The sequence below is a fragment of the Limnohabitans sp. DCL3 genome (assembly GCF_048019295.1).
In the GTDB taxonomy this organism is placed as follows: Bacteria; Pseudomonadota; Gammaproteobacteria; order Burkholderiales; family Burkholderiaceae_C; genus Limnohabitans_A.
In genome coordinates, this window is record NZ_CP171842.1 from 677,399 (window position 1) to 702,683 (window position 25,285).

Here is a 25,285-nt window from a genome sequence, read left to right on the forward strand (position 1 = left end):
GACTTCTCCGGCTTTTGCGTCTCTGACGCTCAGTCCAGCTTGATGTTGGCGGCCTTGATCGCTTGGGTCCAATCGGCGATATCACGGTCCAAGATTTTGCCCATTTCGGTGGGGGCGACAAAACGCACTTCAATGCCTGCAGCATCCGCGCGCTGTTTGCTCTCAGGCAAGTCCAGACTGCGTTTCACGGCATCGGCCAGTTGGTTCACGGACGCAGCCGGGGTGCCAGCGGGGGCATACAAGGCCACCCACGATTCCAAGTCAAAGTTGGGGTAACCGGCTTCGGCCATGGTGGGCACTTGGGGCATGCCCGCATGGCGCTTTTTGCCGGTGACAGCCAAGGCCTTGAGCTTGCCGCCTTGGATGTGTTGCATCACCGATGGCGGGGTGGTCATGAACACCTGCACTTGACCGCCCAGCACATCGGCAATGGCTTGGCCCGAGCCCTTGTAGGGCACATGCACCAAATCAATGGCGGTTTGCTGCTTGAAAATTTCAGTGCCGATGTGCGAAACCGAGCCATTGCCTTGTGAGGCGTAGTTCAGCTTGCCCGGGTTTTGCTTGGCGTAGGCGATGAACTCTTTCATGTTGTTCGCTGGCACCGAGGGGTGCACCGCCACCACGTTGGTGGCCACGGTGATCAGACCCACGGGCGTCAGGTCCTTCAGCTCCCAAGGCAGCTTGCTCATGAGGATCGGGTTGGCGACGTGGTAACCCGAGTAAGACACCAACAAGGTGTGGCCGTCTTTGGGGCTGCGCGCCACTTGCTGATAAGCCAAGTTACCGCTGGCGCCGCCTTTGTTTTCCACCACGATGGACTGTCCGATCAAGCGGCCCAGCGGCTCCGCAATCAGACGGGCCGAGGTGTCGACCAAGCCGCCCGGTGGCACGGGCACGACCAGGGTGATGGGTTTGCTGGGGAAAGCTTGCGCCATCAGGGCCATGGGGGCGCACAGGCTGGCCAGGGCCAGCAGGCGGGTGATCTTGTGTTTCATGCTGCGGGGATTGTTCATGTTTGTCTCTCTTTTGTCGGGGAGGGGGCAGATCAACGCATGCCGATTTTGGCGTCGTTGAAAATGTTTTTGGCTTCGCGGGGCAAGCTGCGCCAGTACTGGTGTTGGGCTTCGACGGTGCCACCCAGTGCCACAGCCGCTTCCCAGCCCCAGCGCGGCTTGTACAGGAACGAACGGGCCAGCGCCACCAGATCGGCGTCGCCGCGCTGCAGCACGGCTTCGGCTTGGGCCGGTTCGGTGATCAGGCCCACAGCGATGGTGGTCAGGTCCGATGCGTTTTTGACCGTTTTGGCCAAGTGCACTTGGTACTCTGGCCCCAGGGCAATTTTTTGCAGAGGCGAGACACCGCCTGAAGAAATGTGCACAAACTGCGCCCCCGCCTGTTTGAGCTGCACCGACAAAGCGGCGGTTTCTTCGACCGTCCAGCCGCCATCCACCCAGTCGGTGCCCGAGATGCGCATGCCCAGCGTGCCGCCAAAGGCTTCGCGCACCGCTTTGAACACTTCCAGCGGAAACCGAACCCGGTTTTCAAAACTGCCGCCATAGGCGTCGGTGCGCTGGTTGGAAATGGGGGACAGAAACTGGTGCAGCAAATAGCCGTGCGCGGCGTGCAGCTCCACCGCCTCGATGCCCAGCTCGTGGCTGCGCCGTGCAGTGTTGACAAAGTCGGCCTTGATGTGCGCGATGTCGGCCAGGCTCAGTTCAGTGGGCGCGGCTTCTTGCGGCAAGTGGGGCAGGGCGCTGGGGGCGACAGTCTGCCAGCCGCCGTCTTGTGGGGCGATCAGCATGCCGCCGTCCCAAGGTGCGGCGCTTGAAGCCTTGCGGCCCGCGTGGCTGATCTGGATGCACACGGGCATGTGCGGGGCCAGGCGGCGGGCGCGGTGCAGTTTGTCGGCCAGCGCCGCTTGTGTCGCGTCGTCCCACAGGCCCAGGCAGCCGGGGCTGATTCGGCCCACGGCCGAGACGGCGGTGGCCTCGATGGTGAACAGGCCCGCGCCGCTGTTGAGCAAGTTGGTCCAGTGCGTCAGGTGCCAGTCGGTGGCTTGGCCGTCCTCGGCTGAATACTGGCACATGGGCGCAATGACGATGCGGTTGGGCAGCGTGAGGGGGCCACGGGGGGCTTGGAAGGTGAAGGGGGTGAAAAGCAGGCTCATGCCGTGATCTTAGGCAAGTGCTGCATCCAGCCTATCCGCTCGGTGACAAGGCCCTTGTTTTTCAGTCAGAAATGGCCTCAGTCCAAAGCCGCCATTCCGACCCGCAAGGGGCGACGAGGGCCAGGGCCTGGCCGCTCACTGGGTGGCGCATGTCCAAGCGCAGGGCATGCAGCCACAGCCGCTGCAGCCCCCAGTGTTCGGCCACCGCCCGGTTGAGCGGCCCTTTGCCGTGCGTGGCGTCGCCGATGATCGGGTGGGCGATGTGCTTCATGTGGCGGCGCAGTTGGTGACGGCGTCCCGTCAAGGGTTGCAGCAGCACCTCGGCCCAGCGCATGCTGGCGAATTCGCCCTGCGCAATGGGCAACTCGCCCCGGCGCAGGGTGTCGTAACGCGTCTGGGCGGCTTGGATTTCTTCGCGCTCCGCGCGCATGTCGTCTGGCATGCGCTTCAAAGGGTGATCAATCAAACCTTGCGCCAAAGGCCATCCTCGCACGATGGCCTGGTAAGTCTTGTGCAGACCCTCGCCCGTTTCAAAAGCCTGCCCCAATGTTCGGGCCACTTCGGCGCTCAGCGCAAACACCAACACGCCGCTGGTGCCTTTGTCCAGGCGGTGCACAGGCCAGACATGATGGCCAATTTGGTCGCGCAGGGTTTGCAGCACAAAGCGGGTCTCACCCTTGTCGAGCGGGGTGCGATGCACCAGCCAGCCAGCAGGCTTGTGCACGATGGCGAGATAATCGTCCAGGTAAAGGATGTCGAGCATGTTGTTCTTATTGTCTCCCGCCAAGTCGCTGGATTACGAAACCCCGGTTGGTGATGTACCGCACACCTTGCCCCAGTTCGTGCCGCAATCGCAGACCCTCATTGACGTGCTGCGCCAAAAGTCGCCTCAGCAAATTGCCGAGCTGATGGACCTGTCGGATGCGCTGTCGGCCTTGAACGTGGCCCGCTACGAAGCCTGGGCGCCGAAGTTCACCGCCAAAAATTCCAAGCAAGCCGTGCTGGCCTTCAATGGCGACGTGTACGAAGGCCTGGACGCCAAAACTTTGTCAGCGCAAGACCTGGACTGGGCGCAAACCCATGTGGGCATCTTGAGCGGGCTGTATGGCGTGCTGCGCCCGCTGGACTGGATGCAACCTTACCGCCTGGAAATGGGCACCACGCTGCAAACCGACAAGGGCAGCAACCTCTACAAATTTTGGGGGCCGCAAATTGCCGAGTACCTCAACGCCCAATTGGCCAAAGACAAAACCCCGGTCATCGTCAACTTGGCCTCGCAGGAGTATTTCAAGTCGGTGGACCGCAAAACCCTCAAGGCCCGCGTGATCGAGTGTGTGTTTGAAGACTTCAAGGGCGGCAAGTACAAAATCATCAGCTTCAACGCCAAACGAGCGCGGGGCTTGATGGCCCGTTTCGCCATTCAGAACAAGATCACCCACCCCGAAGGTTTGGTGAAGTTTGACCTCGAAGGCTACGCCTACGACCCGAAGGTGTCCGAGCCGGACCGTTTGGTTTTCCGCAGAAAAGTGCAAGCATGAGCATGAACTCTCCTGAACAATCCCAGCTGGGCAAGTCCAGCGCCTATGTCGACCAGTACGACGCCAGCCTGCTGTTTCCCATTCCTCGCGCCACCAAACGCGCCGAGATCGGCGTCACCGGCCAGCCCGTGTTTTTTGGTGCTGACTTGTGGACCGCGTTTGAGCTGTCCTGGCTCAACACCAAGGGCAAGCCGCAGGTGGCGCTGGCGCACATCACCGTGCCCGCCGAAAGCACACACATTGTCGAGAGCAAGTCCTTCAAGCTGTACCTCAACAGCTTCAACAACACGCGCCTGCAAAGCCCTGAAGTGGTCCGCGACATGATCCGCCGCGACATCAGCGCGGCCATCTGGCACGGCGGCACCATGCAGGCCAGCGTGGGCGTGAGGCTGCTGCTGCAAGAACAATTTGACGCCGAGCCTGTGCACGAGCTCGACGGCCTGAACCTCGACCGCATGGACATCGAGTGCACACGTTACGAGCCTGCGCCTGATCTGCTGAGCGCCAACGCCGAAGAACTGCCTGTGAGCGAAACCCTGGTCAGCCACTTGCTCAAAAGCAATTGTTTGGTCACCGGCCAGCCCGACTGGGGCAGTGTGCAAATCACCTACAGCGGCCCGCAAATCGACCAAGCGGGTTTGCTGCAATACATCGTGAGCTTCAGAAACCACAACGAGTTTCATGAGCAATGCGTCGAGCGCATCTTCATGGACATCTGGACGCGCTGCAAACCCACCCAGCTCACGGTGTATGCCCGCTACACCCGGCGTGGCGGGCTGGACATCAACCCCTGGCGCACCAGCGCCCCGGGCAAGTTGCCACCCAACGTGCGCACGGCGCGGCAGTGAATCAAGTCAGTGGGGCCGCACCACCGATAAGTGCAATCCGGTGGCGTTCAGTACAGCCAACCAAGTTTTGAGTGTGGGGTTGCCGCGTGGACTGAGTGCTCGGTACAGGCTTTCGCGAGGCATGCCCGCTCTCTCGGCCACTGCAGACATGCCTTGCGCCTCAGCAATGTGCCGCAAAGCTGCCAGCAATGCTTGTTGCCCGCCGGGTTGATCAGCTTGATCCAGTGCAACAGCGAGGTACTCGTTGGCAAACTCAGGGTCGGCTTTGAGCATCTCCACAACGGCTTCGTCATGCGGGCGGCTGGTCATGATGGTCATTTGAGCTTTCTCCTGTGTTGCCAGTCCAGCCAGTAACGGTGGGCCTGTTCAATGTCCGTTTGCTGTTTTCGCTTATCGCCACCGACCAACAGCAAGATCAAGCGCTGTCCGGCCTGTGCGTAGTAAATCCTGTACCCCGGCCCCCAATCAATTCGGGCTTCCCAAACGCCTTCGCCAACAGGTTTCACATCACCAAAATTGCCGCTGGCCATTCGACTCACCCGAACCAAAATTCGGGCTCTGGCTTGTCGATCCGCCAGTGACATCAACCACAGTGCATAAGGGTCGTCGCCTTGCGTGGTCAGGTAATAACGAACTTCAAACATGTGAATTATAAGTTACAAATCAATTCGACCGCATCACATGGCAGGTCGGCAGCCCATCAAATCAAATGGCGTGAGGATGCTTTCACGATTAATTCCAATAAGCGTCTTGAAGTCAGATAGTTTAGCGATACGAGTAATTTAATGAGTCATAAAGTATCAATTAAAAAAATCAATAGACGATATGGCAGCCTCTCGCCCTATCGAGCTAGACCTGAACCCCTTGCGCACCAGCCCACCCCCCCAAGCTGAATCAATGGCGGTGAGCGTTAAAGGAGCAGGCGATGTGAGTGCCGCTCTGGAATTCTTGAGCCTTCAGGGTGGCTAAGCGCCTGACGAGCATGACGTGTTAACTTCTGACACTCGGGGCTAAAAGTGCTCTTGACTTGCTGGCCATCCCACCCCATTCCCCAACATGACCCCCACCACCCGCCGCGTTGTCCAAGCCTTGTTGTACGAGGTCATTGCCATCGCTGTGGTCGGGCCTGTGCTGAGTGTGGCTTTTGACAAGTCGCCCGCTTCCACACTGGGTCTGGCGGTCGTGTTGTCGAGCATTGCACTGACATGGAATTACGTCTTCAACGGGCTCTTTGAGCGCTGGGAGTCGCGCCAATCCGTGCGTGGCCGCTCTTTTGTCAGGCGGCTGGCCCATGGGGCGGGTTTTGAGGGCGGCTTGGTGATCATTCTTTTGCCCGTCATGTCCCTTTGGCTGGACATTTCGCTCACCGCTGCCTTGCTGGCCAACTTGGGCCTGCTGGCCTTCTTTTTCTTCTATGCCATCGCGTTCACCTGGTGCTTTGACCGGGTTTTTGGGTTGCCCGCCTCTGCGCTGGCGGGTGATGTAGATCGGAGCTGATGGCGCGGTAAAACCCTAGGAGGCCATGGGTGTCGTTGCCCTTTGGCCCAAGGCGGCTTCTCTCAACAACCCTTGTCATGGCTCCATGCATCAGCAATTGCCGCGTCGGTGGTCGGCAATCAAGCGGTCGTCAAATTTCATGTCTGGGCTTCTGAGGGCCCGGTGTTTGGTCGTTCGACCTTTCATGCGCTTGCGCCACATCCGGAAAGAATTGGGATGCAGCTCGTGCCGCATGAGGCGAATCACATCCGATTCAGACCACCCCATGCGTTCCTGAATGGTTTCAAACGCGGTCCGGTCTTCCCAGGCCATCTGAATGATGAAGGAAATATCCCCAGCCGAGAGGCTGGCAAGACGCTCAGCAAATTTGGCCTCCACGGCTTTATCCTTGTGTGAGTGATGATCTTGCGGTGAATCGGACCGCTTGAATGACGGGTAGTTTGCCCTGACAAGCCAATTCCCCAGACCCCATTGGGGAGATAGCCCCAAGCTGGGGTCCTCCACTCAGCAGCCTGCCATAAGCTGTGGCGTGAAGATTTGAGTTTCCAAAATCCGTCCTTTGTCCAGTGAACACCAGCTCAGCCAAAATGAACCACGTCCGAATTCGTCTGCATCAGATTCGCTGCAGCAGCACGGCGCTCGCTTTCGCGCTTTGCAGCACTGTCTTGGCCGCTGAATCGCCAAGCCAAGATGTCAAGACGCCGCAAGACGGAACAAGAATATTCTTTTTGGGCGAAATTCATGACAACGAACACGGACACCAGCGCCGGCTGGAGCGGGTCAAGCAACTGATCGAACAAGGTCCTCTGCCCGTGGTGGCGATGGAGCAGTTTGACCGTGAAAACCAAGCCGTATTAGACGCTGCGCTTTCGCAATGCCCAGACGTGGATTGTGTTCTGGCCAAAGCGGGAACAACAGGTTGGGCGTGGCGTTTTTACAAACCCTATGTGCAATGGGCGTTGGACAAAAAAATCAAGCTCGTCGCGGCCAATATGTCCAATGTGGATGTGCGAAAAGTCATGACGAATGGCTTCGAATCTGTTTTAGGCGCGCAACTCGTTGACACCTACCAACTCAAGCAGATTCCTGCGCAACTTCTCACCGCACAAAACAAAGCCATCCAAGAAGGCCACTGCAATATGTTGCCCGCCCAAGCGATTGGCCCCATGGTTCAAGGCCAAATTGCACGCGATGTGTGGATGGCCCATGTGGTTAATGATGTTTCGGATGCGCCTGTTGTGCTGATCGCTGGCAACGGCCATGTCAGAAAAGATGCGGGCGTCATGCGGTGGCTCACGCCCCAAAACCAGGCAAAAACCCAAGTGCATGGGTATGTTGAAAAAACCGATCAAACCGATGCCCAGTGGTACGACCATGTGCATGTGGTGCCCCGGGTTGAGCGTGAAGATGCCTGCCTGGTCTTCACTCAAAATCGCGCCTCCAAACCGACGAAAAAACAAACCACGCCATAAGCGGTCACATCATGAGCGAAGCCACTTACAAAATCTTGTTCGTCTGCATGGGCAATATCTGCCGCAGTCCGACGGCCGAAGCAGTTTTCTACCAACGGTTGTCTGAGCACAAACTTTTGCACAAGGTCCAAATTGACTCGGCTGGCACGCACAACTTTCACCCTGATGCGCCACCCGATGAACGCAGCCAAAAGCATGCGCTCAAAAGAGGCTACGAACTCGCCCATCTGAGGGCCCGACCTGTGGTGGAAAAAGACTTCGAGGCGTTTGATCTGCTCTTGACCATGGACTGGGACAACCGCGCCCTTTTGGAAGAAAGATGCCCCGCGCAGCACCAACACAAGATCCGGGGCTTGGCGGAGTTTTTGCTCACCACACAGGCCCCGGTCATCCCCGACCCTTACTACGGTGGAGACCAGGGCTTTGAGCATGTATTGGATTTGATCGAAGAAGCCAGCGAAGGACTTGTTCAATTCGTGATTCAAAAGACAAGCAAAGCCCTTTGAAGGTCAAACTTTCAAAGGCGCACCGTAACCCGTCAGCTCCAAGTAGCCATGGCCGAGCAAACGCTCGCCCTGCATCAGACTGACCGCACCTTCCCAATAAAAACCGCCCGTGCTGGCCCGCGCATCCACCTCTTGGCCGAGCATGAGCGGCACCAGGCTGTAGCGCTGATCGCCCACCCACAAATCCATCGGAATGGGGTAGTCGATCAAAGACTTGGCCCGCCAACGGCCTGCGCTCTGCCACCGCAAACCTTGCCAGCTTTTGGCAGGGCGCCCAGTTGCGTCACGGGCATCCACATGGGCGTAGATCGCGGCCGCTTTGTCGTTGCGAATCTGAAAAGCCATCAGCGTGCCGCCATCGAGCAAATTGATGCCTAGCCAGTCCCAGCCCACAGCCCCATCCATCAACAATTGGCTGGACCATTCGTGATCGAGCCAAGCTTTGCCCACCATTTTTTGAGTCTCTTTTCCCACCGTCACATTGGCCTTCACGGCCAAAGGCGCACGGCTGTAATAGTGGCTGGCCTGCAAGGCCTCGGGGCCCTTGGACGAGAAGCCCTCTTGGCCACGCAAAAGGGCCGGTTGCGCAGCGCTGGCCATGAAAGACACCGCAAACCCCTCGCCGGCAAAGCGGCCTGTGTACGCCTCGCCCGCTGCGCTTTTCTCTCGGCGCAAATGCCAGTCTTCAAATTGCACATCGGTGTCCGAAGTTGCTGCGCGCAGCAAAGCGCCCCCTAAACGGCCTGCTCGGTTGGCGTGCAAAAAAACATTTTTCGGGGCGACAGCTAAGGCGGCGTGAGCAAAAAGCAATTGCGTTGGCGCCAGCCGACTCGGGTTTTCGGGGGCATGCTGGGTTCGGCTTCGGAAAAAGGTCAGCTGAAAACCCATGGCCGATGGCCCCTCGCCCAGCCAACCCGTCAGGTACCACCACTCGGTGCGGTACTCGGGGTGAGCGCCGTAATCCCTGGGGAAGTTCAAACGTCGCGGCTTGACGGGGGGATAAATCGCAGCGCCTACCGCAGCAGTTTGAGCGGGCCAAGGTTGCAGACCTGTCATCACCAGGGCAGCAGTCTGCAAGGCAAGCCGCCGATTGGAAGGGGGTTGTGTCATGCGGTTTACCAATCGGCCCTCAGGCTCTCAGCCAAACGTTTTGCATCCAGCCCTTGGCCTGCCGCCCAGCGTGCAGCCAACACGCCCAGCATCAGGAGCAAGGCACTGATGGCCATCCATTGCCCCACATCCCAGTGGGTGTTCATGGTCCAGTGGAAAGACTCAGGGTTCACTTTGTGAATCAAAATCTGGCTCATCAACCCGCCCAAGACACTGGCCCAAATAATGGCCACGGCCAACAGCAAACCCACCTCTAAGGACACCAAACGCAAGCTGTCTTGGTGTGACAAACCCAGGTGTGCCAGCAAGCCGAACTCGCGCCGGCGCAAAAGCAGTTGACCCGTGACACCCGCCGCGACTGAGAACAGGGCCACAAACAAAGCAGCGGCCTCCAGCGCGTAGGTCATGGCAAAACTGCGGTCAAAAATTTTCAGCGAGAGTTGGCGCACATCGTTGGCGCTGATCCATTTGAGTTGGGTGAGTTCGGGCACTTGGCGCTGGATATTGGCGATGACTTGCGCTGTGTCTGCACCGTTTTCTACCCAAACCGAAACACCCGAACGTGAACGATCACCCGTGATGGTTTCGTAGTCTGCGGTGGACATCACCACAGAGCCGTGTTGGCGACCGTAGTCTCGGTACAAGCCGCCGACCCAGACTTCGGATGGACCCTGCGGATTCAGGGGCAAGCTGGCGACTTCTCCCACACGCCAGCCGTACAAATCGGCCATGGCCTCAGAACCAAAAACCACCCAATGCTTTTGCCCATTTGCAGGCGGCAACTGGGCCAAACCCACCAAGGCCACCGACGCCATCGGGTCTTGCAAATTCACAGGCTTCGCGATCAAGACCACCTCAGGACGGTCGTTGGCCAAGCGCAGGTTTCTTTGACGGCTGGTTTCCACCTTTTGCACTTGGGGCACTTGGGCGACCAGGGCTTGTACCGATGGGCTAAACCCCGGCTGATCCACCATGGTCTGGCTGTTGGTGTACAGGTCAGCAGGCAGCACCAAACCCAACCAGTCAGACACCGAGGTTCTGAAACTGCTGACCATGACCATCATGGCCACGGTCAATGAAAACGCCGCTACCGTGCCCGCAATCAAAGGCGTGGCCGCAGAGGGCGCTTGCGCCAGCCGCCAAACGGCCAAGCGCACCACCGCCGGGACGCGCACACTTGCAACAACGCGGGACAACCCGCCCCAGAGCTTGGACAAAATCCATGGCACCGCCAAAAGCCCGGCGCACAAAAGCGCCGCAATGGCACCATAGGCTGCCCAAGGCAATTCATCCAAGGTGGGCAATATGAGCAGCGCGATGGCCAGCGCAGTAGCCAGCAAACTCCATTTCAAAGTGGGCAAGCTCAGCAACAGCGTTTCAGCCTGGCCCGCCCGCAACAAAGCCATGGGCCGACGCCAATGGATCTGCGACAAAGGCAGCCACGCCGATACCAAACCCATGAGCACTGCGGCCATGGCAAAAACAAACAGCGCCACCCAGTCAATGACCATGGCCGCAGGCGCTCCAGAAAAGTAACTGCCGCCCAAATCGCCGCCCACGATGCGCATCAAAACGGCCGCCAATAAAAGGCCCATGCCCACCCCCAACACACCGCCCAATGCACCAATCAGCCCGCCTTGTGCCCAAACAAAGCGCCGAAGCCAAGACTCGCTGGCCCCCAGCACACCCAACAAAGCCAACTCGGCCCGCTGGCGAACAATCGACAAATGCACCGCTGTGGACACCAAAAATCCCCCCGTGAGCAAGGCCACCATGGCCAGCACGGTCAAGTTCACCCGGTAGGCCCGTGACAGCAGCGACATGCGCCGGTCACGGTCTTGCGTGGCCACCAATTGCAGGGGTTCAGACTGCGCTTTCAAAGCCGCACCCAGCCCTTGTGTGGTTTGCCCATCTTCCAAGCGAAGGTCCAGCCGGGACACCACGCCCAGCCGCTTGAATGCCCATTGCGCACTGCCAATGTCCATCACGCCAATCACCTGTGACGCCGCACCAGGCACATCGCCTGCCACCCGCAAAGACACCGAATCCAGGCCATGCCGCAGGCGGATGTTGTCGCCCACTTTGGCGTTCAAAGCAGCCAGTGCCGCACGCGACAAAAAAAGCGCCTTGGCATCGAACAAATCACCGCCATGGCCAGACGCTGAGGGCAACAAAGACGGCGACACCACGGCCGCCTTGAAAACATCCAAGCCCAGCACCGTCAGTTGGTCGGTGCGCACCACCAGCACCGGGCTCACCGCTTGAATGCCCAAAGCCGCCCGGCGGCGGTCCCAGTCTTCGATCTGCCGGTCATCGATGTCGCCCAAAGGCGCAACCAACTGGGCCGATGCTTGGCCATTGACCGTGTCCAGGGCTTGGCCAAACGAGGCGAGTGCCGAATGGTTCACGGTGTGAATGGCCACCGCCAGCATCACGCCAATGGCCACCATCACCAGCGCCACCAACCAGCGCGTCCAAGCCTGAACAGAAGCGCCCTTGAGCAGCCACAAAAAGAGGACCTGCTGGCCCGTCAACTTCAGCACATCAAACCCTTTTGGGTCAGTCGCAGCGTTCGGCACATGGCCCTTGCCGCCTCGTCCGAATGGGTGACCATGACCAAACTGGTCTGGCGCTCATGGCACAAGCCAATCAGCAGTGCAAGGGTCTTGGCGGCGGTGTCGGTGTCCAGATTGCCGGTGGGTTCGTCTGCAAACACCACTTTGGGCCGATGCACCAATGCACGCGCCAGTGCCACGCGCTGCTGTTCACCACCCGACAAACTCGTGGGCTTGGCGTCTAGCCGTGTGGCCAAGCCCAAGTCGCCCAACAGTTCCCGCGCCGACTGTGCAGCGTCTTGGCCAGACGCGCCGCCCAACAAACAAGGCACCATGACGTTTTGAAGCGCGGACAAATGCGGCAACAAGTGAAACGCCTGAAACACAAAACCCATGTCCGCTTGACGGCAAGCGCGCCGCTGCTCAGCCGACCATGCCGAGGTGGGCTGGCCAGACCAATGCACCTCGCCTTGGGTGGGCACTTCAAGCCCCGCCATGATGTTCAGCAAAGTGGACTTGCCGCAGCCCGAAGTGCCTTGAATGGCCACATGCTCACCCAGCGCCAGGTCAAAAGACAGGCCTTCAAAGAGCCATTCGCCAGGCAGATGGGCGTGCCCCACTGAAATTAAACTTAAAACAGACATGGAACAAAGCCGTGGTGTGAGCGGGGAGGGGTGGGGTGGTGTGTGTACCCAATCCATTGTGTCGGTGATTATGGTTTGCGACGCCAAGCTTTGCTTAATGGGCCTGACAGTCAGCACACTTTGGGGTTTAGGTACGATCCATCCCCAGCGATCTGCCCATGGCGGTTTTAATGCAACCCCCAGACACTGAATTTCCTGTTCTTGCCTTTGTCGCGCTTAAACCTCTATTCCTTTGGCTGATCCCAACCTGATCCCCTCCGCCTCTAGTGCTGTTCCACACGCTGTTCGTGATGCTGTACAACACGAGCTGCGCCATGTGCGTGCGCTCATGCAACTGGAGCAACAGGAAGACCAGGCGCAGTTCAAGCTCAAAAACGCCAGTGCCAGCATCAAAGAGCGCCGTCGGCGTGGCCTGACTTGGTACCCCGTCACCATCACCCAAGAAGACATCGGGTTTGGCGGCAAGGTGGTGCTGGAGCTGGAGCGCCCGGCGCATCGGCAAGACCTGCACTTGTTTCAGGTGGGGGCGGCGGCTGCGCTGTTCAGCAGTGCGCCCGGTTACTCGGGTCCAGACAGGCCTGTGGTGAGCGGCGTGGTGACCCGTGTGCGGCGCAACAAGCTGCTGTTGGCCACCACCAAAGAAGCGCTGCCCGACTGGGTGCTGGACGGCAATACTTTAGGCATTGACCTGACCTTTGACGAGGTCAGTTACCGCGAGATGAACCAGGCCCTGAGCGCTGTCATGGCCGCACACGGCAACCGCTTGGCCGAACTGCGCGACGTGCTGCTGGGTGCCCGGCAGGCAACTTTTCGCGAGCCCCAAGCTGACGACCTGTTTTACCCCAGTGCGCTCAACGACTCGCAGCTGGCCGCGGTGCGCCATGTCGTCACGGCGCAAGACGTGGCCATCATCCACGGCCCGCCTGGTACGGGCAAAACCACCACGCTGGTGCAAGCCATTTTGGAAACCATCCGGCGCGAGCGGCGCGTGCTGGTGTGCGCCCCCTCCAACACCGCCGTGGACCTGCTGACCGAAAAGCTGGCCGAGCGCGGTGTGAACGTGATCCGCCTAGGCAACCCCAGCCGCGTGTCGGATCTGCTGCTCAAGCACACGCTCGACGCTGGGGTGATGGCCCACGCCAGCTACGCCAAGATGCACGCGATGCGCCAAACCGCCGAGCAGCACCGCCAGACGGCCAGCGAACGCGTGCGCAACTTTGGTTTTGAGGAGCGACAGAGCCGCCAATGGCTGCGCGAAGAAGCCCGCACGCTACGCCAAGCCGCCGACGACTTGGAGCGCTTCATGACCGAGGACGTGCTCGAATCGGTGCAAGTCATCACCTGCACGCTGGTGGGTGCCAGCCACCGCCACATTCGCCACCTGGGCTTTGAGACCGTCTTCATCGACGAAGCCGCCCAGGCCTTGGAGCCGGGTTGCTGGATTCCCATTGCCAAGGGCCTGCGCCTGGTGTTGGCGGGCGACCACCACCAGCTGCCGCCCACCGTGAAAAGCGAAAAAGCCGCCCGCGAAGGCCTGCGCGAAACCCTGTTTGAAAAGTGCATCCAGCGCCAACCCAACACGGCCCGCATGCTGAAGGTGCAATACCGCATGCACGCGCACATCATGGGCTTCAGCTCCGAGAAGTTTTATGGCGGCCAACTGGTGGCGCACCACAGCGTGCGCGACGCCGACTTGGCCGCTTATGATCCGCGCTTTAGTTACCCGCGCTTTGATGACCCACGTTTTGCACCCGACCTGCCCGTGGAATTCATCGACACGGCAGGCTGTGGCTTCTCGGAACTGACCATTCCTGAGAGCCGTTCAACCGCCAACCCCGAAGAAGCCCACTTGCTGCTGGAGCGCCTGGCGCAGCTGCTGGGGCAACTGTCGGAACCAGGCGAGCCCACCGACCCAGACCAGCGCCCGCTGACCATTGGCGTGATTGCCCCGTACCGCGCCCAAATCAACTATTTGAAAGACGCCATCGAAGACAGCGCCGTGCTGAACGATTGGCTGCTGCAACGCCGGCTGAGTGTCGGCACCGTCGATTCGTTTCAGGGCCAAGAGCGCGACATCATTGCCATCACCTTGACACGCAGCAACACCCAAGGCGAGATCGGCTTCCTGTCTGACATCCGCCGCATGAACGTGGGCATGACCCGCGCACGGCGCAAACTGCTGCTGGTGGGCGACTCGTCCACGCTGTGCAGGCATCCGTTTTTTGGGGAATTGCTGGCGTATGTGAAGGGGGTGGGGGGCTACCGCACGGCGGATGAGGTGGTCATTGAGGCCTGATCTTGCTGCGATTCGTCTAAGCTGCTCTTGCTCAGGGTCAGCGATACTTTCACGCCATCTTCCTTGAATGCCAGCTCGGCAGGCGACGGCAGAAAATCCACAATCACCTCAACATCGCCCATGGGCTCATCCGTGTAAAAGATCTTCTTTTTCACGTCATCCAGTCCTCAATTTTCAAACCCGGCACCCGCTTGAAGTGCCGTGTGTTGTGGGTCACCAAGGGCAGGCCCAGCGCCAATGCATGCGCGGCGATTTGGGTGTCCATTTCGCCAATTGGCTGCCCGGTTTGTTGCAGGTGGGCGGCAATTTCTCCATAACGGTCTGCGGCCTCCAGCGTCCATGGCAAAACGGGCAACTCATTGAGCAGCAAATCAATGGTTCTGCGGCGTTTGTCTTCGGCTTGCAGCAGTGCTTGCCCAAACCGTGTTTCGGCGCGGGTGATGGCGGAGATGGCGACCTCCTGCTTTTTGAGCGCCGCCAGCATGCGCGTTTGCAGCGCGGCAGAGCTGTTGCGTGCAAAGTAGCCCAAGATGTTGGTATCGACCAAGTACTTGATCACTTGCGCTCCTTGATTTTGGCGGCGCGTTTAGCAGAGGCTTTTGCGGAGGCTTTGGGGGCTGTTGGCGTATCCCAGTCCGCAAACGGATTTTTCGGGGGATGGTTTTGCCGACTGGCATCCGACAAAAAGTCGTCGGGCAACGGGTTGTCCGCAATGGCGGTCATCAGCGCATCCAGCCGACGCTTACGCAATGTCTCCGTGTCCTTGGGCTTGAGCGAGAGCTCTCCCGTTACCTCGTTGCGGGCAATCCACATTTCATCGACATCCACACGAAATGCCTTGGGCAAGCGAATAGCCTGGCTGTGGCCGTTGGTAAAAACTTTGGCGGTAGCGAGCATGGCACCCTCCTTGGAATGTATTCATTTAAACGTACCTACTTTATCACCAGTCGAGTCATTCGGTCAAAGTCAGCCGAGGTCGGCTTCCTGACTGAAATCCGCCGCATGAACGTGGGCATGACCCGCGCACGGCGCAAGCTGCTGCTGGTGGGCGATTCGTCCACGCTGTGCAGGCATCCGTTTTTTGGGGAGTTGTTGGCGTATGTGAAGGGGGTGGGGGGCTATCGTTCGGCGCATGAGGTGGCCAAAATAAGCTCTCTGTGATACATTGAATACATGTATTCAATGAAGGATTTGACATGGCAACTTCAATTCGTCTTGCCCCAGAGACCGAGCAAAGGCTTGACTACCTCGCATCTCAAACTGGTCGCACCAAGGCTTTTTACCTGCGCGAAATCATCGAAAACGGCATCCAAGAAATGGAAGACTATTACCTCGCTGCCGATGTGCTTGCGCGTGTCCGTCAAGGGAAAGAACAGGTCCATTCCGCTGCCGATGTGAGACGAGACCTTGGCCTGGACAATTGAATACGCCGACACGGCCAAAGGTCAGCTGCGCAAGCTCGACAAACAGATGGCGCTTTACGCGTCTTTGTGGTGAAGGTTGGCAACCGGCGTGAGATTTACCGATAGGCACATCATGGCCGCACGCATGGGTACGACCCAAAGCGTGGTGGCACGCATCGAAAGTGGCAGGGGCACGCCATCCATGCGAACAGTCCAACGCTTTGCTAGTGCCGTTGGGGCCCGTGCCGTGGTGCGCATGGAGCCTTTGACGGCGGCCTGACCAGCTGCCGCAACGCAGACTCAGCGTGGGCACCGTCGATTCGTTTCAGGGCCAAGAGCGCGACATCATTGCCATCACCTTAACGCGCAGCAACCCACAAGGCGAGATCGGCTCCCTGTCTGACATCCGCCGCATGAACGTGGGCATGACCCGCGCACGGCGCAAGCTGCTGCTGGTGGGCGATTCGTCCACGCTTTGCAGGCATCCGTTTTTTGGGGAATTGCTGGCGTATGTGAAGGGGTTGGGGGGCTACCGCACGGCGAATGAGATGGGCAAGCAGGACTGACTCGGGGATTGCCATTGCTGAGGTTGTCACGCTAATCTAACGCATAAAAAATGCCTACATGCTGACAAAGCATGGATGAAGCGAGACCCAGGGGAGCAGCATGAAAAAGCCAAAAGATAGCAAAAAGGCTATACTCGAAACCCAGTGGACTGTGACCCTGCATCCATTGGCGGAGCGTGAATTAAAGACCATCCCCGCCGACATGCAAGCCCGGTTTTTGCACATCGGTGAAATGCTGGAAGAGCTAGGACCGCAGCGTGTGGGCTTGCCGCACATCCGGCCGCTGCAAAGCAAGCTGTGGGAAATGCGCATGACGGGCCGCGATGGCATTGCCCGTGCCGTTTACGCAGCCGTTCAGGGGCGCACTTTGTTGGTGCTGCATGTGTTTGTGAAAAAGACGCAGACCACACCACGAAGTGCGATTAAAACCGCATTGAAACACCTGGAGGAGTCGACGTGAAAAGCTTGAAAGACGTGAAAGCCCAACTGCTGGCCAACCCCGCCGTTCGCCAAGCCTATGACGCACAAGCGCCCGAGTTTGAGCTGGCCCGTGAACTGATTGCAGCACGCGCGAAAGCAGGCCTGACGCAAGGCGATGTGGCCGCACGCATGGGCACGACCCAAAGCGTGGTGGCACGCATCGAAAGTGGCAGGGGCACGCCATCCATGCGAACAGTCCAACGCTTTGCCAGTGCCGTGGGAGCGCGTGCCGTGGTGCGCATGGAGCCTTTGACGGCTGGATGAATTGAAAAAACCTTTACGCACACCGCAGCCCGAGACCTGATCGAGAGGGTGCAGCTTAGGCGTACACCTGGTAAGGAGGCCGGTACTTTGTCCACTACGGTCTGAAGCTACCAATCAGTCTTATTGCAGGCACTTACATTTAGTGCAGTAACTGCGCCAACAAACAACCCATCTGGGAACCTTGCCTGCCCTACGATCACCATAAGCATCGCATTCAGCTCGTGTTGTGATTTTTTAAAAATTTCCAATGCTTTATGAATGTCAGTGCTTGATGGAGTGGGGTGTTTTTCTGGATGGGTATGCCAATCTCCAATGTAGTGAAGACCGTCTTTAAAGAGGCGTGCAATGTCCTGGCGTTCAGCTTCTCGGTCTGGCCAAAAACCGAATTTTGTGCGGCGCGAGCGACCACTAGTTACGGTCGCAATCTCAACCACAATCACGCCCTCCTTGAAACGTGCGAACAGCTGACCTCCTATCTCTTTCGCGAGAAAGTTGCGCTGCCTGTTACTGGATAGCGCATCGACACAGGTTGAGCTGAATAAATACGTCTGACCTTGGAAGACATAGTCCACAGTAGTTCTTCCAAATCAGATGAAAAACTGATAGCGACGACTGTCGCCGAACCCATTGATACGAGAAAGCCAACTGGGTCTTAGCGACAGCCCGTTCCGCGAAAACTCGTTTACATTGCCCACCCAAACACGGTGTACTGACTTGCTGACGCGGCCCAAAAGGGCGTCCAGAGCAAGTTCGCCAATAAGAGAAGTGCTGCTGAGGGAACTCAGCGATGAGTAGGGCTGATAGAACGCGCCACAAGATGGCTCACGCGGTAGCTCGGGTGCAGTATCTAAGTCCACTACCGGTTCCGCTAGAAGACCACGTTCGTCGGTAATGTCACATAGCCGTCGGCTGGATGGGTAGCAGAAAACCGCGTGCGCAGCCGTTCCAAATGGCTCCATCCATCCAAATAGGACAGGCGGCATATCTTCTGACGACATCAGTGCGTCAAGGTGGCGATTGCTTGCAGGCTCTCCAGTCACAGAAATCACGAGGTCTGCCCTTTCTAGCTCCGCGCGATTTTTCTTAATCCAGTCTTCCCACTTAGTAGCTATTCCCAATACTGCTGCATCAGGAAAACTACGTTTGATTGCTAGTTCAAGCGCGAGAGCTTTTGTACGTCCAACATCATGGCTGTTGAGAACATGACGTCCCACGTTTTGCCAGGACATTACATCTGCATCAATCAAGGTCAGTTTCCCGACACCAGCCTGCGCCAGTTGTACAGAAAGTTGCCCGCCGATAGCACCGCATCCAATGACGACGACATGCGCAGATTTCAATTCTGCGGCTGTCATTCCCGCAGTTCGATTGTGGAGAAACTCCCGGAAAACTTCGGTCACCCTGAAGTGCGGGAATCGATTTGGAACAAGGCAGAGCGCCTGAAGTCGAGCGCGCACTTTACCCTTTGAGCCTTGTCGAAAACCAGGTATCCCAGATTGGGTTAGCCCCGGCATCCGTACTTGCTTTGGGGTAAGCAGCATGGCACCCAAGTAAACGCGCGCATTTTCATGATCGAACGACAGAACGATTGGAAGACTACTTCGAGCGCGCCACCGAGACACTGCCTTCGAAAGTTCTACAGCAGCACCTGCGCCATTAATCAGGCTGATGAGGTCTTTCATCGTCAACGGGTACCGCTGCGGGTGAAGTGGCGAATCGAGCTGAACAACAAGAGCGGGTTCAAACATCCCTGAAAAGCGACGCTGTCCTGACTTTGCCCAAGAGTTGAGTACTTCTTTAGAACTGGCTATCACAAAGTGCCCACTCACTTTGTCAACTGCAGCGGTCCAGACGCAATGACTTGAAGGTGGCCGCTCTGCCAGCCATGCATTATTGGGCGAGTGCTCAACCAAACTCCAATAGCTCTGGGCCTCACGGTAGAAGTCGCTGTCGTTCTTGCTCGCCTTTCCCTCCTCAAGAAGAGTCACTGCGTCGCCTACCAGCTGAGTTACATGCGCTAGGCCAACTGGTAGCGTGAATGGGCTACCAGCCGGGACCATGCAAAGATGGCCATCGCTCTCGACGTGGGGATAAGAGATTCCATTAACTGCGTCTGGAAGAGCTACCAATGGGAGCGACCAAGGGAAGCTCTCGTCTACCACGACCAAAAGGTCGTGAGGGGCGTTGGGTAAGGCTCTTGGTAAACGCCATCCAGCAACGAGTCCACGTCGATTGGGAAACCGCTTCTTCAGGGTCTCGTTGTCTAGCTTTGAACTGAAGGGCCACCAGCCGAGAACTGAACTGTGAAGCTGTTCAATAGCGTCTGACAGAACGGATGTATCAGGCATATTGGCCTGTACCCCCTCTTTTGTCGACCGGTTGCTTGGGCTCTGCAGGCAACTTTCCAGATTTTCCCGATCCACTGTCGTCCTCAAGTTCCTTGATTCTCTTGTCCCAGAAGTCTGTGTAGAACAGCGACTTGAGTGCCTTCAAAGCCATTAACTCATCACAATCGGAACGATCAATTTTTGAGAGTTCATCAATCGCTCCTTTCAGTTCGTCGCGCATCTTGCGGACTCTTGAAAGAGATTGGTCATTCGTGATTTCCTCTTTTGGGTCTACAGGTCTCTCGACTCTTTCTCCAAACAGCAAGCGATAGCGTATTCCTCGCATCACAGCCAGCAATGCTTGGTCATCTCTATCTGCCCACCCTTGATGCGGATAGATCTCTTCTGTGAGCACAGAGATGATGAATCCGCTGGGCATAGACCAAGAGCTTCTGCTCTTCGACCAGTACTTCAGCAACCGAACGATGCGTCGAAGCTGACGCCCATTGGTTTCGTCGGGACTTTTACTGGTGACTGCATCATTGAACCAATTGGTTATGTCTTCTGGGTCGGACGTTTTCCACTCGCCTGCCGAAGCAATTTCTTTCTTAGTCCTGCCGTCCTCCTCGAAGGTGCGATAAACAGGAATATCGACATGGAACCCATCGTTGTAGTACACACGGACGCAGTTTTTGCGGACTTCCGGTGGGGTTTTGAACTCGTCTTTGACCGATAGCGCTTTGCGCACCATTTCTTTGGCCTCATTGGCTGTCTTGTCTCCATCTCTTGGGCCCTTCAGAGAGGAGCGAGCGAAGACCGCACCGTCATCAATGTCGGAGGTCTCTACTTCCGACTGCACCATTGTGTGCATCGCATAAGAGCCCTGCACAACGAATTTCTCGGGTTGAGGGTCTTCATTTGCAGTAAGACCATTTTTGAGGCGCTTCCTGTTCGCCTCGCGGCGGTCTCGTGCCGTCTGTTTTGATGCTTCAGCCACGAAAACACGCTCGTTGTGAAATTCAGTTATGTGCTTACTTGCGTCATAGCTCATTACTTTTCCTCCTGTAGGTTTTTCAAATTAGAAAACATGTCTAAAACCATCTCGTGCTCAGTACTTCTTTCAGACGAATTGGTCAGTGCGCTCATGTTCAAGTCGGTTGCACGTTGCCCAAGCATTTCAAGGACATCAAGTGATTTTGGGTCGTTTGCATCAAGGGCTAAATGTTTGGACTCTTCGCCAGAGACAGGTGGCTCGATTAAGCGATAGAGCGCTACACGGGGGCTCATGGCTTGAACAAGCTTTCTGGCAAGGTAGGGATACACAGAGGCTTGGGCCTCTAATGACAAAGCCACAATGTCGCTTCCTCCCCGCCATTGCCAAGAACCACGATTTGCATCGGTCTCGCTCAAGGTTTTTGCCCTGTTTCCAGCACAAGTACCAACTGAAAGAATCTCGATTCTTTGCCCTGGCGCAACAAATTCGAGCGCTTCCACTAAACCCACAAGGATCGGGTTGTTACCCCATAAACCTCCGTCTACAAATAGGTGTGAAATCGAGACTCCAGGGTTTGGCGACTTGACGGCATGCATCGGAAAGAACACCGGGGCGGCCGCCGATGCCATGCAAACGTCAATCAGTTGGTAGTTGTTATCGCGTGTCAAACGAGCGCCGTGCGGTGTCTTGAATACCCAAGCCTTTTGGGATGCTGCGTCGATAGTAGGAATGCAGATTGCGATATTCCGACGCTTGTACATCTGCTTAAGAGTTTCTTGTTTTAAAACAGACTCGAGCGCGCTGCGGAGTGGGGTCGACTCGTTCGCTGGAGAAAACAAGTTGCGAGCTATCCAAACCAATGTCCGCAGCTTTGAGCCGAAGCATTCATCTTGTAGCGGCATTGGCCGCTGAAAAATCAAACTTGCTTTCTCCCGATACAAGCGAATCACCTCCTCTAAGGGGTGGCCTGCAGCAAGCGCTACAGCCAGGATGGAGCCAGTACTCGTACCGACGATGAGGTCAAACTTCGATCCCAGGTCAAGGTTATCCTCATGATTTTGCCCACTCATTCGTGCCACACGCACGGCCATCTGCTGTATGACAGTAGCGGTATATAAGCCTCTGATGCCGCCTCCATCTAAACATAAAACTCGATAAGGTTTAGTAGCCATAGTCAGAGTTAAAAATTGATTGCTCAACCCGTGTTTAAAAATTTACTGCTTGTGATTCTTAAAATTCATAAAGTTTTTTTTGGCACTTTTTTACCCATAGAGAATTAATTTATTAGGCATGACTTTTAACTTTCTGTTGCTTTTGTTTTGGGTTTTTTCTTCGCGGCTGCCGCGGGCAGCAAGCTGGTGATGCGTTGGTACAGCTCGAAGAGGAAGGCCACGCGTTCGGCGTCGGAGGCGTAGGTCTTTTTGCCGCCGCTGGGTTGGTAGGCGGCGTCTACGGCGGTGTCTAGTTTTTGGTGGGCCTTGAGCAGGGCCGGGGGCATGCTCAGTGGGTCGTAGAGGTCGGCCAGTGACGAGCTTGCAAATTGGGCGCGGGCGTCGAGCACGCATTGCGCGGCTTGTTCGATGGCGGTGTTGTGTTTGTCGCTGAGCGTTTCGCCAGCGAAGCCGGGCCAGGGGTAGTTGTTGTAGACGATGGTGTTGGAGTAGCTGTACCGACTTTCCAATCGACCGCAAGTCTGTCGCATCCACGCGTTGTGCATCGTGCTGGTGAGCACGCCAAAGGTGAACAGTGAGGCGTCGTCGACAAAGAAGATTTTGTCGCCGCAGATGACGTCACTGTCCAGATAGCCGATGGGGATGAATTGGCGGCGCTCGGAAGAAACTTTCGGGATGGCCAAATAGCGCTTTGATTTGGGTTGGCGAATTTCACCGAACAGGGTTGGTGTGCTGGCAAGCGCCACAGTTGCGGCTTTGGTGCTGGCTTCGCGCATAGCGCGTACACCTTCGACGCGCTTGAGCACATGGGGCATGGCGCGAAGTTCCGCTGGTGGGATGTTGACCAGCCACAAACACCAGCGGCCAATGTTGTTGATGAATTCATCGCCCATTAAAAATGGACGAATCCATTTCGCGGCTTTAGGTTCGGCGGCTATCAACTCAGCTTTTTCTGCATCGCTCAAGAGGAGGTTTCCACCGTCTGTTGCTTTGCCGCCGTTGGTCATCGGGCTGACGTTGCAAACAGGTGTCGTTCGCTTGTTCAGAAAAACATCCGGCGCATCCACCAGATACGCATTGATGCGCTTGGCAGGAACAGCATGCGGCTGGCCTTGGATGTCTTCGTATTCGTAGATGGTTTTGACCGCTTGATTCTCGGGACCAAAGCCCACGATCACGCAATGCACGGCGGCTTTGCCGCTGGCTTCGTTGCTCCACTGAAAGGTGCGGTGCGCAAAATGGGTGTGCATGCCCAGTCGCTGCATCTCGCCCCAGAGCACGGCCACTTGTTCACCTTGGGTGATGCTGTTGGTCGACACGAACGCGGCTTGCGTGCCCGTGAGGCCTTGCATGTATTGCGCGGCCAAGATGTACCAGCCGCATACAAAGTCCAAATCGCCCGCGCCGTGGATCCCGTGCATTACCGCAGCCAGGTCGGCTTTTTGTTCTTGGCTTTGGTAGGTCTTGCCCAAGAACGGCGGATTGCCCAGCACATAACTGCACCGCTCCGCAGGCAGCATCTCGTTCCATTCCAGCCGCAGCGCGTTGGCGTGGCGTATTTGTGGTGAGCTTTTGAGCGGGATGCGTGCAAAGTACAGGCCAAACTCCACGCTCACGCGCAGGTTCATTTGGTGGTCCACCAGCCACAGGGCCACTTGGGCAATTTGTGCCGGAAACTCTTCGATCTCGATGCCAAAGAATTGGTCCACGTTCACGCCGATCAGGCCATGCACGTCCACCGTCAGCTGGCCTTTGTGGGCGCTCAGTTCGTGGTCGGCCCGCAGCACCTTCAGCTCCAGCTCGCGCAGTTCGCGGTAGCTGATCACCAAGAAGTTGCCGCACCCACAGGCCGGGTCAAAAAACGTCAGCTGCCGCAGTTTTTTGTGAAACTCAAACAGCTTGTTGCGGTGGCCTTTCACGCGCTCAAACTCGGCGTGCAGTTCGTCCAGAAACAGGGGCTTGATCAGCTTGAGGATGTTGGCCTCAGACGTGTAGTGCGCCCCCAGGTTGCGGCGGGCTTTTTCGTCCATGATGCTCTGAAACAAGCTGCCAAAAATCGCCGGGCTGATGGCCGACCAGTCGAGCGCACAGGCGTCCAGCAGGGCTTCGCGCATGGCGGTGCTGAAGTCGGCCATGGGCAGGGTTTCTTCAAACAGGCGGCCGTTGATGTAGGCAAACTGGCCCAGCTGTTCGTCGATGTTTTTGCTGCGCTGGCTTTCGTGCGTGTTGAGCACCTGAAACAGTTGCCCCAGGCGCGGCCCCAGGTCCGAGCCGTCGGGGGCGGTGCGTTCTTCCACAAAGTCTCTGAACGATTGCGCGGGCTGAAAGATGCCCGTGTCGTCGGCAAACAAACAAAACAGCAGGCGCACCAGCAGCACCTCGAGCGCGTGGCCTTGGTAGCCTGAGGCTTTCAGGGCGTCGTGCAGGCGGCCCATGCGTTCGGCGGCCTTGATGTTGACCGGGTCTTCCGAACGGATGTCTTGCACCTTGTAGCCCGCCAGCAGACCAAAGAGCTTGACGTGTTTGTGCAGGTGCTGGAGTTCAAACTCCACCGTTTCGCCCGTGGCCAGGCGCCGCACCCGAAACCGGGCAAAGTCGCACACCACCACCAGCTGGGGCAGGTCGCGCTCGGGCAGGTTGTGCAGGTAGCCCATGGCCTGGTCCACCGCGTCGTCCAGGCTTTTGCCACGCGACTTGTGCTCCACCAACAGCACGCCGGGCCAAAACAGGTCCACAAAGCCTTGTGCGCCGCCGAGCTTTTTGACATTCAGCTCAAAGGTGGCAACGCGTTTGTTGGTGATGCCAAAGATTTCAAAGAAATCGATCCAAAAGGGCTTGGCCTGGCTGTCCTCGTTGCAGGCGTCGGCCCAGGTTTTGCTGAAAAGCAATGCCCTGGATTTGATTTCGTTCCAATTAAGACCCATTTGGTGCTCATAAAGTGAGCTGGGATCGTAACTGAAAGTATTCGGATTTTTATAGGTAGTAGCGCTATGGGAGTAACTGAATGCTCATTTACCGGCCTGAGGGCCAGGGATTCTTACGGGTCAAGCTGCCAAGCGCTCAATCTTGGGGCGCTTGACCTTGCCCGCTTGATAAAGGTCGTATTGCATCTGCATGCCCGCCCACATTTCGGCGCTGGTGCCGAAGGCTTGCGCAAGCCGATAGGCCATGTCGGCAGAGACGCCTGATGCGCCAGACACCACACGCGAGAGCGTGACACGGTTGACGCCCAGCTTGACAGCGGCCTCGGTGATGGTGATGTCGCACAGATACTCCCGAAGGACTTCCCCTGGATGCGGAGGGTTGTGCATGCGAGTCATGACGGCCTCAAAAAAGCGTTGCAGGCTATTGTGACGAAATGTCTTGATCATTTGTGGCGCATTGAATTGTGTAGCGCTGGGCGCTACAGCTTGATCAATAAACCGCATCCGTCACATCATCAAGTT

General features: G+C 57.4%; 30 protein-coding genes and 1 pseudogene. 12 read left to right on the forward strand and 19 right to left on the reverse strand.

Annotation, left to right across the window (positions count from 1 at the left end; genetic code table 11):
* Positions 1-29: 29 nt before the first annotated feature.
* From ACHEXK_RS02940 to ACHEXK_RS02950, 3 genes are all read right to left on the reverse strand, one after another.
* On the reverse strand, positions 30-1,013 hold the full coding sequence (locus ACHEXK_RS02940; protein WP_416547887.1) for a Bug family tripartite tricarboxylate transporter substrate binding protein: 984 nt from the start codon (positions 1,011-1,013) through the stop codon (positions 30-32).
* A gap of 32 nt (positions 1,014-1,045) precedes the next feature.
* Positions 1,046-2,167 (reverse strand): NADH:flavin oxidoreductase/NADH oxidase, encoded by a 1,122-nt coding sequence (locus ACHEXK_RS02945; protein WP_416547888.1) that lies wholly within the window; start codon positions 2,165-2,167, stop codon positions 1,046-1,048.
* Positions 2,168-2,228: 61 nt separating this feature from the next.
* Positions 2,229-2,930 carry a pseudouridine synthase gene (locus ACHEXK_RS02950; protein ID WP_416547889.1) on the reverse strand — a complete coding sequence of 234 codons (702 nt, stop codon included), beginning with the start codon at positions 2,928-2,930 and terminating at the stop codon, positions 2,229-2,231.
* Between ACHEXK_RS02950 and yaaA the strand changes: the two genes are divergently transcribed.
* Positions 2,929-3,705, forward strand: coding sequence for a peroxide stress protein YaaA (gene yaaA, locus ACHEXK_RS02955; protein ID WP_416547890.1), 777 nt, complete (start codon positions 2,929-2,931; stop codon positions 3,703-3,705). The two genes, ACHEXK_RS02950 and yaaA, sit on opposite strands and share 2 nt — an antisense overlap.
* 2 nt (positions 3,706-3,707) lie before the next feature.
* Positions 3,708-4,553 carry an NADPH-dependent 7-cyano-7-deazaguanine reductase QueF gene (gene queF, locus ACHEXK_RS02960; protein ID WP_416548837.1) on the forward strand — a complete coding sequence of 282 codons (846 nt, stop codon included), beginning with the start codon at positions 3,708-3,710 and terminating at the stop codon, positions 4,551-4,553.
* Between the two features lie 6 nt (positions 4,554-4,559).
* Here the strand turns inward: queF and ACHEXK_RS02965 are convergent, their stop codons facing one another.
* Together ACHEXK_RS02965 and ACHEXK_RS02970 are read right to left on the reverse strand one after the other, a co-directional pair.
* Positions 4,560-4,871: an addiction module antidote protein gene (locus ACHEXK_RS02965; protein WP_108312764.1), complete on the reverse strand. Its 312-nt coding sequence runs from the start codon at positions 4,869-4,871 to the stop codon at positions 4,560-4,562.
* The gene (locus ACHEXK_RS02970) at positions 4,868-5,197 is read right to left on the reverse strand and encodes a type II toxin-antitoxin system RelE/ParE family toxin (protein WP_416547891.1); all 330 of its coding nucleotides are present in this window, start codon (positions 5,195-5,197) and stop codon (positions 4,868-4,870) included. Before ACHEXK_RS02970 ends, ACHEXK_RS02965 begins: the two co-directional genes overlap by 4 nt.
* Positions 5,198-5,609: 412 nt before the next feature.
* On the opposite strand from ACHEXK_RS02970, the gene ACHEXK_RS02975 reads away from it, so the two are divergent.
* On the forward strand, positions 5,610-6,050 hold the full coding sequence (locus tag ACHEXK_RS02975; protein ID WP_416547892.1) for a PACE efflux transporter: 441 nt from the start codon (positions 5,610-5,612) through the stop codon (positions 6,048-6,050).
* 90 nt (positions 6,051-6,140) lie between these two features.
* Here ACHEXK_RS02975 and ACHEXK_RS02980 read toward each other — a convergent pair whose 3' ends face one another.
* Positions 6,141-6,539, reverse strand: a complete 399-nt coding sequence (locus ACHEXK_RS02980) for a TIGR03643 family protein (RefSeq protein WP_416547893.1) — start codon at positions 6,537-6,539, stop codon at positions 6,141-6,143.
* Between the two features lie 98 nt (positions 6,540-6,637).
* On the opposite strand from ACHEXK_RS02980, the gene ACHEXK_RS02985 reads away from it, so the two are divergent.
* Positions 6,638-7,522, forward strand: coding sequence for a ChaN family lipoprotein (locus ACHEXK_RS02985; RefSeq protein WP_416547894.1), 885 nt, complete (start codon positions 6,638-6,640; stop codon positions 7,520-7,522).
* A gap of 11 nt (positions 7,523-7,533) precedes the next feature.
* Positions 7,534-8,028: a low molecular weight protein-tyrosine-phosphatase gene (locus tag ACHEXK_RS02990; RefSeq protein WP_416547895.1), complete on the forward strand. Its 495-nt coding sequence runs from the start codon at positions 7,534-7,536 to the stop codon at positions 8,026-8,028.
* 3 nt (positions 8,029-8,031) lie between these two features.
* Here the strand turns inward: ACHEXK_RS02990 and ACHEXK_RS02995 are convergent, their stop codons facing one another.
* The 3 genes from ACHEXK_RS02995 to ACHEXK_RS03005 are packed head-to-tail and all read right to left on the reverse strand — an operon-like array spanning position 8,032 to position 12,337.
* On the reverse strand, positions 8,032-9,138 hold the full coding sequence (locus ACHEXK_RS02995; RefSeq protein WP_416547896.1) for a lipocalin-like domain-containing protein: 1,107 nt from the start codon (positions 9,136-9,138) through the stop codon (positions 8,032-8,034).
* Between the two features lie 5 nt (positions 9,139-9,143).
* Complete coding sequence (locus tag ACHEXK_RS03000) at positions 9,144-11,681, reverse strand: FtsX-like permease family protein (RefSeq protein ID WP_416547897.1); 2,538 nt, start codon at positions 11,679-11,681, stop codon at positions 9,144-9,146.
* Positions 11,675-12,337 carry an ABC transporter ATP-binding protein gene (locus ACHEXK_RS03005; RefSeq protein ID WP_416547898.1) on the reverse strand — a complete coding sequence of 221 codons (663 nt, stop codon included), beginning with the start codon at positions 12,335-12,337 and terminating at the stop codon, positions 11,675-11,677. The genes ACHEXK_RS03000 and ACHEXK_RS03005 overlap by 7 nt, the downstream gene beginning before the upstream one ends.
* 232 nt (positions 12,338-12,569) lie before the next feature.
* Here ACHEXK_RS03005 and ACHEXK_RS03010 point away from each other — a divergent pair, with 232 nt between their 5' ends.
* Positions 12,570-14,633 carry an AAA domain-containing protein gene (locus tag ACHEXK_RS03010; protein ID WP_416547899.1) on the forward strand — a complete coding sequence of 688 codons (2,064 nt, stop codon included), beginning with the start codon at positions 12,570-12,572 and terminating at the stop codon, positions 14,631-14,633.
* Here the strand turns inward: ACHEXK_RS03010 and ACHEXK_RS03015 are convergent.
* Genes ACHEXK_RS03015 through ACHEXK_RS03025 form a run of 3 tightly spaced genes read right to left on the reverse strand, consistent with a single transcriptional unit; the run spans position 14,597 to position 15,530 of the window.
* A complete protein-coding gene (locus ACHEXK_RS03015) occupies positions 14,597-14,788 on the reverse strand; it encodes a hypothetical protein (protein ID WP_416547900.1) in 192 nt (63 codons plus the stop codon). The genes ACHEXK_RS03010 and ACHEXK_RS03015 overlap by 37 nt on opposite strands.
* Positions 14,785-15,192 (reverse strand): type II toxin-antitoxin system VapC family toxin, encoded by a 408-nt coding sequence (locus ACHEXK_RS03020; protein ID WP_416547901.1) that lies wholly within the window; start codon positions 15,190-15,192, stop codon positions 14,785-14,787. Before ACHEXK_RS03020 ends, ACHEXK_RS03015 begins: the two co-directional genes overlap by 4 nt.
* On the reverse strand, positions 15,189-15,530 hold the full coding sequence (locus ACHEXK_RS03025; RefSeq protein WP_416547902.1) for an antitoxin: 342 nt from the start codon (positions 15,528-15,530) through the stop codon (positions 15,189-15,191). The genes ACHEXK_RS03020 and ACHEXK_RS03025 overlap by 4 nt, the downstream gene beginning before the upstream one ends.
* A gap of 15 nt (positions 15,531-15,545) precedes the next feature.
* Between ACHEXK_RS03025 and ACHEXK_RS03030 the strand changes: the two genes are divergently transcribed.
* From ACHEXK_RS03030 to ACHEXK_RS03055, 6 genes are all read left to right on the forward strand, one after another.
* Complete coding sequence (locus ACHEXK_RS03030) at positions 15,546-15,794, forward strand: AAA domain-containing protein (RefSeq protein ID WP_416547903.1); 249 nt, start codon at positions 15,546-15,548, stop codon at positions 15,792-15,794.
* Between the two features lie 35 nt (positions 15,795-15,829).
* Entirely contained in the window at positions 15,830-16,057 is a 228-nt protein-coding gene (locus ACHEXK_RS03035) for a CopG family transcriptional regulator (protein WP_100118373.1), read from the forward strand.
* A gap of 112 nt (positions 16,058-16,169) precedes the next feature.
* Positions 16,170-16,316, forward strand: coding sequence for a helix-turn-helix domain-containing protein (locus ACHEXK_RS03040; protein WP_416547904.1), 147 nt, complete (start codon positions 16,170-16,172; stop codon positions 16,314-16,316).
* Positions 16,317-16,320: 4 nt separating this feature from the next.
* The gene (locus ACHEXK_RS03045; RefSeq protein ID WP_416548839.1) at positions 16,321-16,602 is read left to right on the forward strand and encodes a C-terminal helicase domain-containing protein; all 282 of its coding nucleotides are present in this window, start codon (positions 16,321-16,323) and stop codon (positions 16,600-16,602) included.
* Positions 16,603-16,702: 100 nt separating this feature from the next.
* Positions 16,703-17,062: a type II toxin-antitoxin system RelE/ParE family toxin gene (locus tag ACHEXK_RS03050; protein WP_416547905.1), complete on the forward strand. Its 360-nt coding sequence runs from the start codon at positions 16,703-16,705 to the stop codon at positions 17,060-17,062.
* Positions 17,059-17,346, forward strand: a complete 288-nt coding sequence (locus ACHEXK_RS03055) for a helix-turn-helix transcriptional regulator (RefSeq protein WP_416547906.1) — start codon at positions 17,059-17,061, stop codon at positions 17,344-17,346. The genes ACHEXK_RS03050 and ACHEXK_RS03055 overlap by 4 nt, the downstream gene beginning before the upstream one ends.
* A 107-nt stretch (positions 17,347-17,453) precedes the next feature.
* Here ACHEXK_RS03055 and ACHEXK_RS03060 read toward each other — a convergent pair whose 3' ends face one another.
* From ACHEXK_RS03060 to ACHEXK_RS03090, 7 genes and pseudogenes are all read right to left on the reverse strand, one after another.
* Positions 17,454-17,918: a Mov34/MPN/PAD-1 family protein gene (locus tag ACHEXK_RS03060; protein ID WP_416547907.1), complete on the reverse strand. Its 465-nt coding sequence runs from the start codon at positions 17,916-17,918 to the stop codon at positions 17,454-17,456.
* A gap of 15 nt (positions 17,919-17,933) precedes the next feature.
* Positions 17,934-19,028 carry a HesA/MoeB/ThiF family protein gene (locus tag ACHEXK_RS03065; protein ID WP_416548841.1) on the reverse strand — a complete coding sequence of 365 codons (1,095 nt, stop codon included), beginning with the start codon at positions 19,026-19,028 and terminating at the stop codon, positions 17,934-17,936.
* Between the two features lie 234 nt (positions 19,029-19,262).
* A pseudogene (locus ACHEXK_RS03070) lies at positions 19,263-19,694 on the reverse strand (E2/UBC family protein); the annotation flags it as partial.
* Complete coding sequence (locus tag ACHEXK_RS03075) at positions 19,687-20,724, reverse strand: cyclic GMP-AMP synthase DncV-like nucleotidyltransferase (protein ID WP_416547908.1); 1,038 nt, start codon at positions 20,722-20,724, stop codon at positions 19,687-19,689. The gene ACHEXK_RS03075 and the pseudogene ACHEXK_RS03070, both read right to left, overlap by 8 nt.
* Positions 20,724-21,866: a CBASS cGAMP-activated phospholipase gene (locus ACHEXK_RS03080; RefSeq protein WP_416547909.1), complete on the reverse strand. Its 1,143-nt coding sequence runs from the start codon at positions 21,864-21,866 to the stop codon at positions 20,724-20,726. Before ACHEXK_RS03080 ends, ACHEXK_RS03075 begins: the two co-directional genes overlap by 1 nt.
* Before the next feature lie 98 nt (positions 21,867-21,964).
* Positions 21,965-24,763 (reverse strand): DNA methyltransferase, encoded by a 2,799-nt coding sequence (locus ACHEXK_RS03085; RefSeq protein WP_416547910.1) that lies wholly within the window; start codon positions 24,761-24,763, stop codon positions 21,965-21,967.
* Between the two features lie 120 nt (positions 24,764-24,883).
* Entirely contained in the window at positions 24,884-25,159 is a 276-nt protein-coding gene (locus ACHEXK_RS03090) for a HigA family addiction module antitoxin (protein WP_416547911.1), read from the reverse strand.
* Positions 25,160-25,285: the final 126 nt, after the last annotated feature.

What these genes read in the sequence shown, in the direction of transcription:
- ACHEXK_RS02940 (WP_416547887.1), bottom strand. Translation starts at nt 1,013, where the DNA reads ATGAACAATCCCCGCAGCATGAAACACAAGATCACCCGCCTGCTGGCC.
- ACHEXK_RS02945 (WP_416547888.1), bottom strand. Translation starts at nt 2,167, where the DNA reads ATGAGCCTGCTTTTCACCCCCTTCACCTTCCAAGCCCCCCGTGGCCCC.
- yaaA (WP_416547890.1), top strand. Translation starts at nt 2,929, where the DNA reads ATGTTGTTCTTATTGTCTCCCGCCAAGTCGCTGGATTACGAAACCCCG.
- ACHEXK_RS02950 (WP_416547889.1), bottom strand. Translation starts at nt 2,930, where the DNA reads ATGCTCGACATCCTTTACCTGGACGATTATCTCGCCATCGTGCACAAG.
- queF (WP_416548837.1), top strand. Translation starts at nt 3,708, where the DNA reads ATGAACTCTCCTGAACAATCCCAGCTGGGCAAGTCCAGCGCCTATGTC.
- ACHEXK_RS02965 (WP_108312764.1), bottom strand. Translation starts at nt 4,871, where the DNA reads ATGACCATCATGACCAGCCGCCCGCATGACGAAGCCGTTGTGGAGATG.
- ACHEXK_RS02970 (WP_416547891.1), bottom strand. Translation starts at nt 5,197, where the DNA reads ATGTTTGAAGTTCGTTATTACCTGACCACGCAAGGCGACGACCCTTAT.
- ACHEXK_RS02975 (WP_416547892.1), top strand. Translation starts at nt 5,610, where the DNA reads ATGACCCCCACCACCCGCCGCGTTGTCCAAGCCTTGTTGTACGAGGTC.
- ACHEXK_RS02985 (WP_416547894.1), top strand. Translation starts at nt 6,638, where the DNA reads ATGAACCACGTCCGAATTCGTCTGCATCAGATTCGCTGCAGCAGCACG.
- ACHEXK_RS02990 (WP_416547895.1), top strand. Translation starts at nt 7,534, where the DNA reads ATGAGCGAAGCCACTTACAAAATCTTGTTCGTCTGCATGGGCAATATC.
- ACHEXK_RS02995 (WP_416547896.1), bottom strand. Translation starts at nt 9,138, where the DNA reads ATGACACAACCCCCTTCCAATCGGCGGCTTGCCTTGCAGACTGCTGCC.
- ACHEXK_RS03005 (WP_416547898.1), bottom strand. Translation starts at nt 12,337, where the DNA reads ATGTCTGTTTTAAGTTTAATTTCAGTGGGGCACGCCCATCTGCCTGGC.
- ACHEXK_RS03025 (WP_416547902.1), bottom strand. Translation starts at nt 15,530, where the DNA reads ATGCTCGCTACCGCCAAAGTTTTTACCAACGGCCACAGCCAGGCTATT.
- ACHEXK_RS03030 (WP_416547903.1), top strand. Translation starts at nt 15,546, where the DNA reads ATGTATTCATTTAAACGTACCTACTTTATCACCAGTCGAGTCATTCGG.
- ACHEXK_RS03035 (WP_100118373.1), top strand. Translation starts at nt 15,830, where the DNA reads ATGGCAACTTCAATTCGTCTTGCCCCAGAGACCGAGCAAAGGCTTGAC.
- ACHEXK_RS03040 (WP_416547904.1), top strand. Translation starts at nt 16,170, where the DNA reads ATGGCCGCACGCATGGGTACGACCCAAAGCGTGGTGGCACGCATCGAA.
- ACHEXK_RS03050 (WP_416547905.1), top strand. Translation starts at nt 16,703, where the DNA reads ATGAAAAAGCCAAAAGATAGCAAAAAGGCTATACTCGAAACCCAGTGG.
- ACHEXK_RS03065 (WP_416548841.1), bottom strand. Translation starts at nt 19,028, where the DNA reads ATGAAAGACCTCATCAGCCTGATTAATGGCGCAGGTGCTGCTGTAGAA.
- ACHEXK_RS03075 (WP_416547908.1), bottom strand. Translation starts at nt 20,724, where the DNA reads ATGAGCTATGACGCAAGTAAGCACATAACTGAATTTCACAACGAGCGT.
- ACHEXK_RS03085 (WP_416547910.1), bottom strand. Translation starts at nt 24,763, where the DNA reads ATGGGTCTTAATTGGAACGAAATCAAATCCAGGGCATTGCTTTTCAGC.
- ACHEXK_RS03090 (WP_416547911.1), bottom strand. Translation starts at nt 25,159, where the DNA reads ATGACTCGCATGCACAACCCTCCGCATCCAGGGGAAGTCCTTCGGGAG.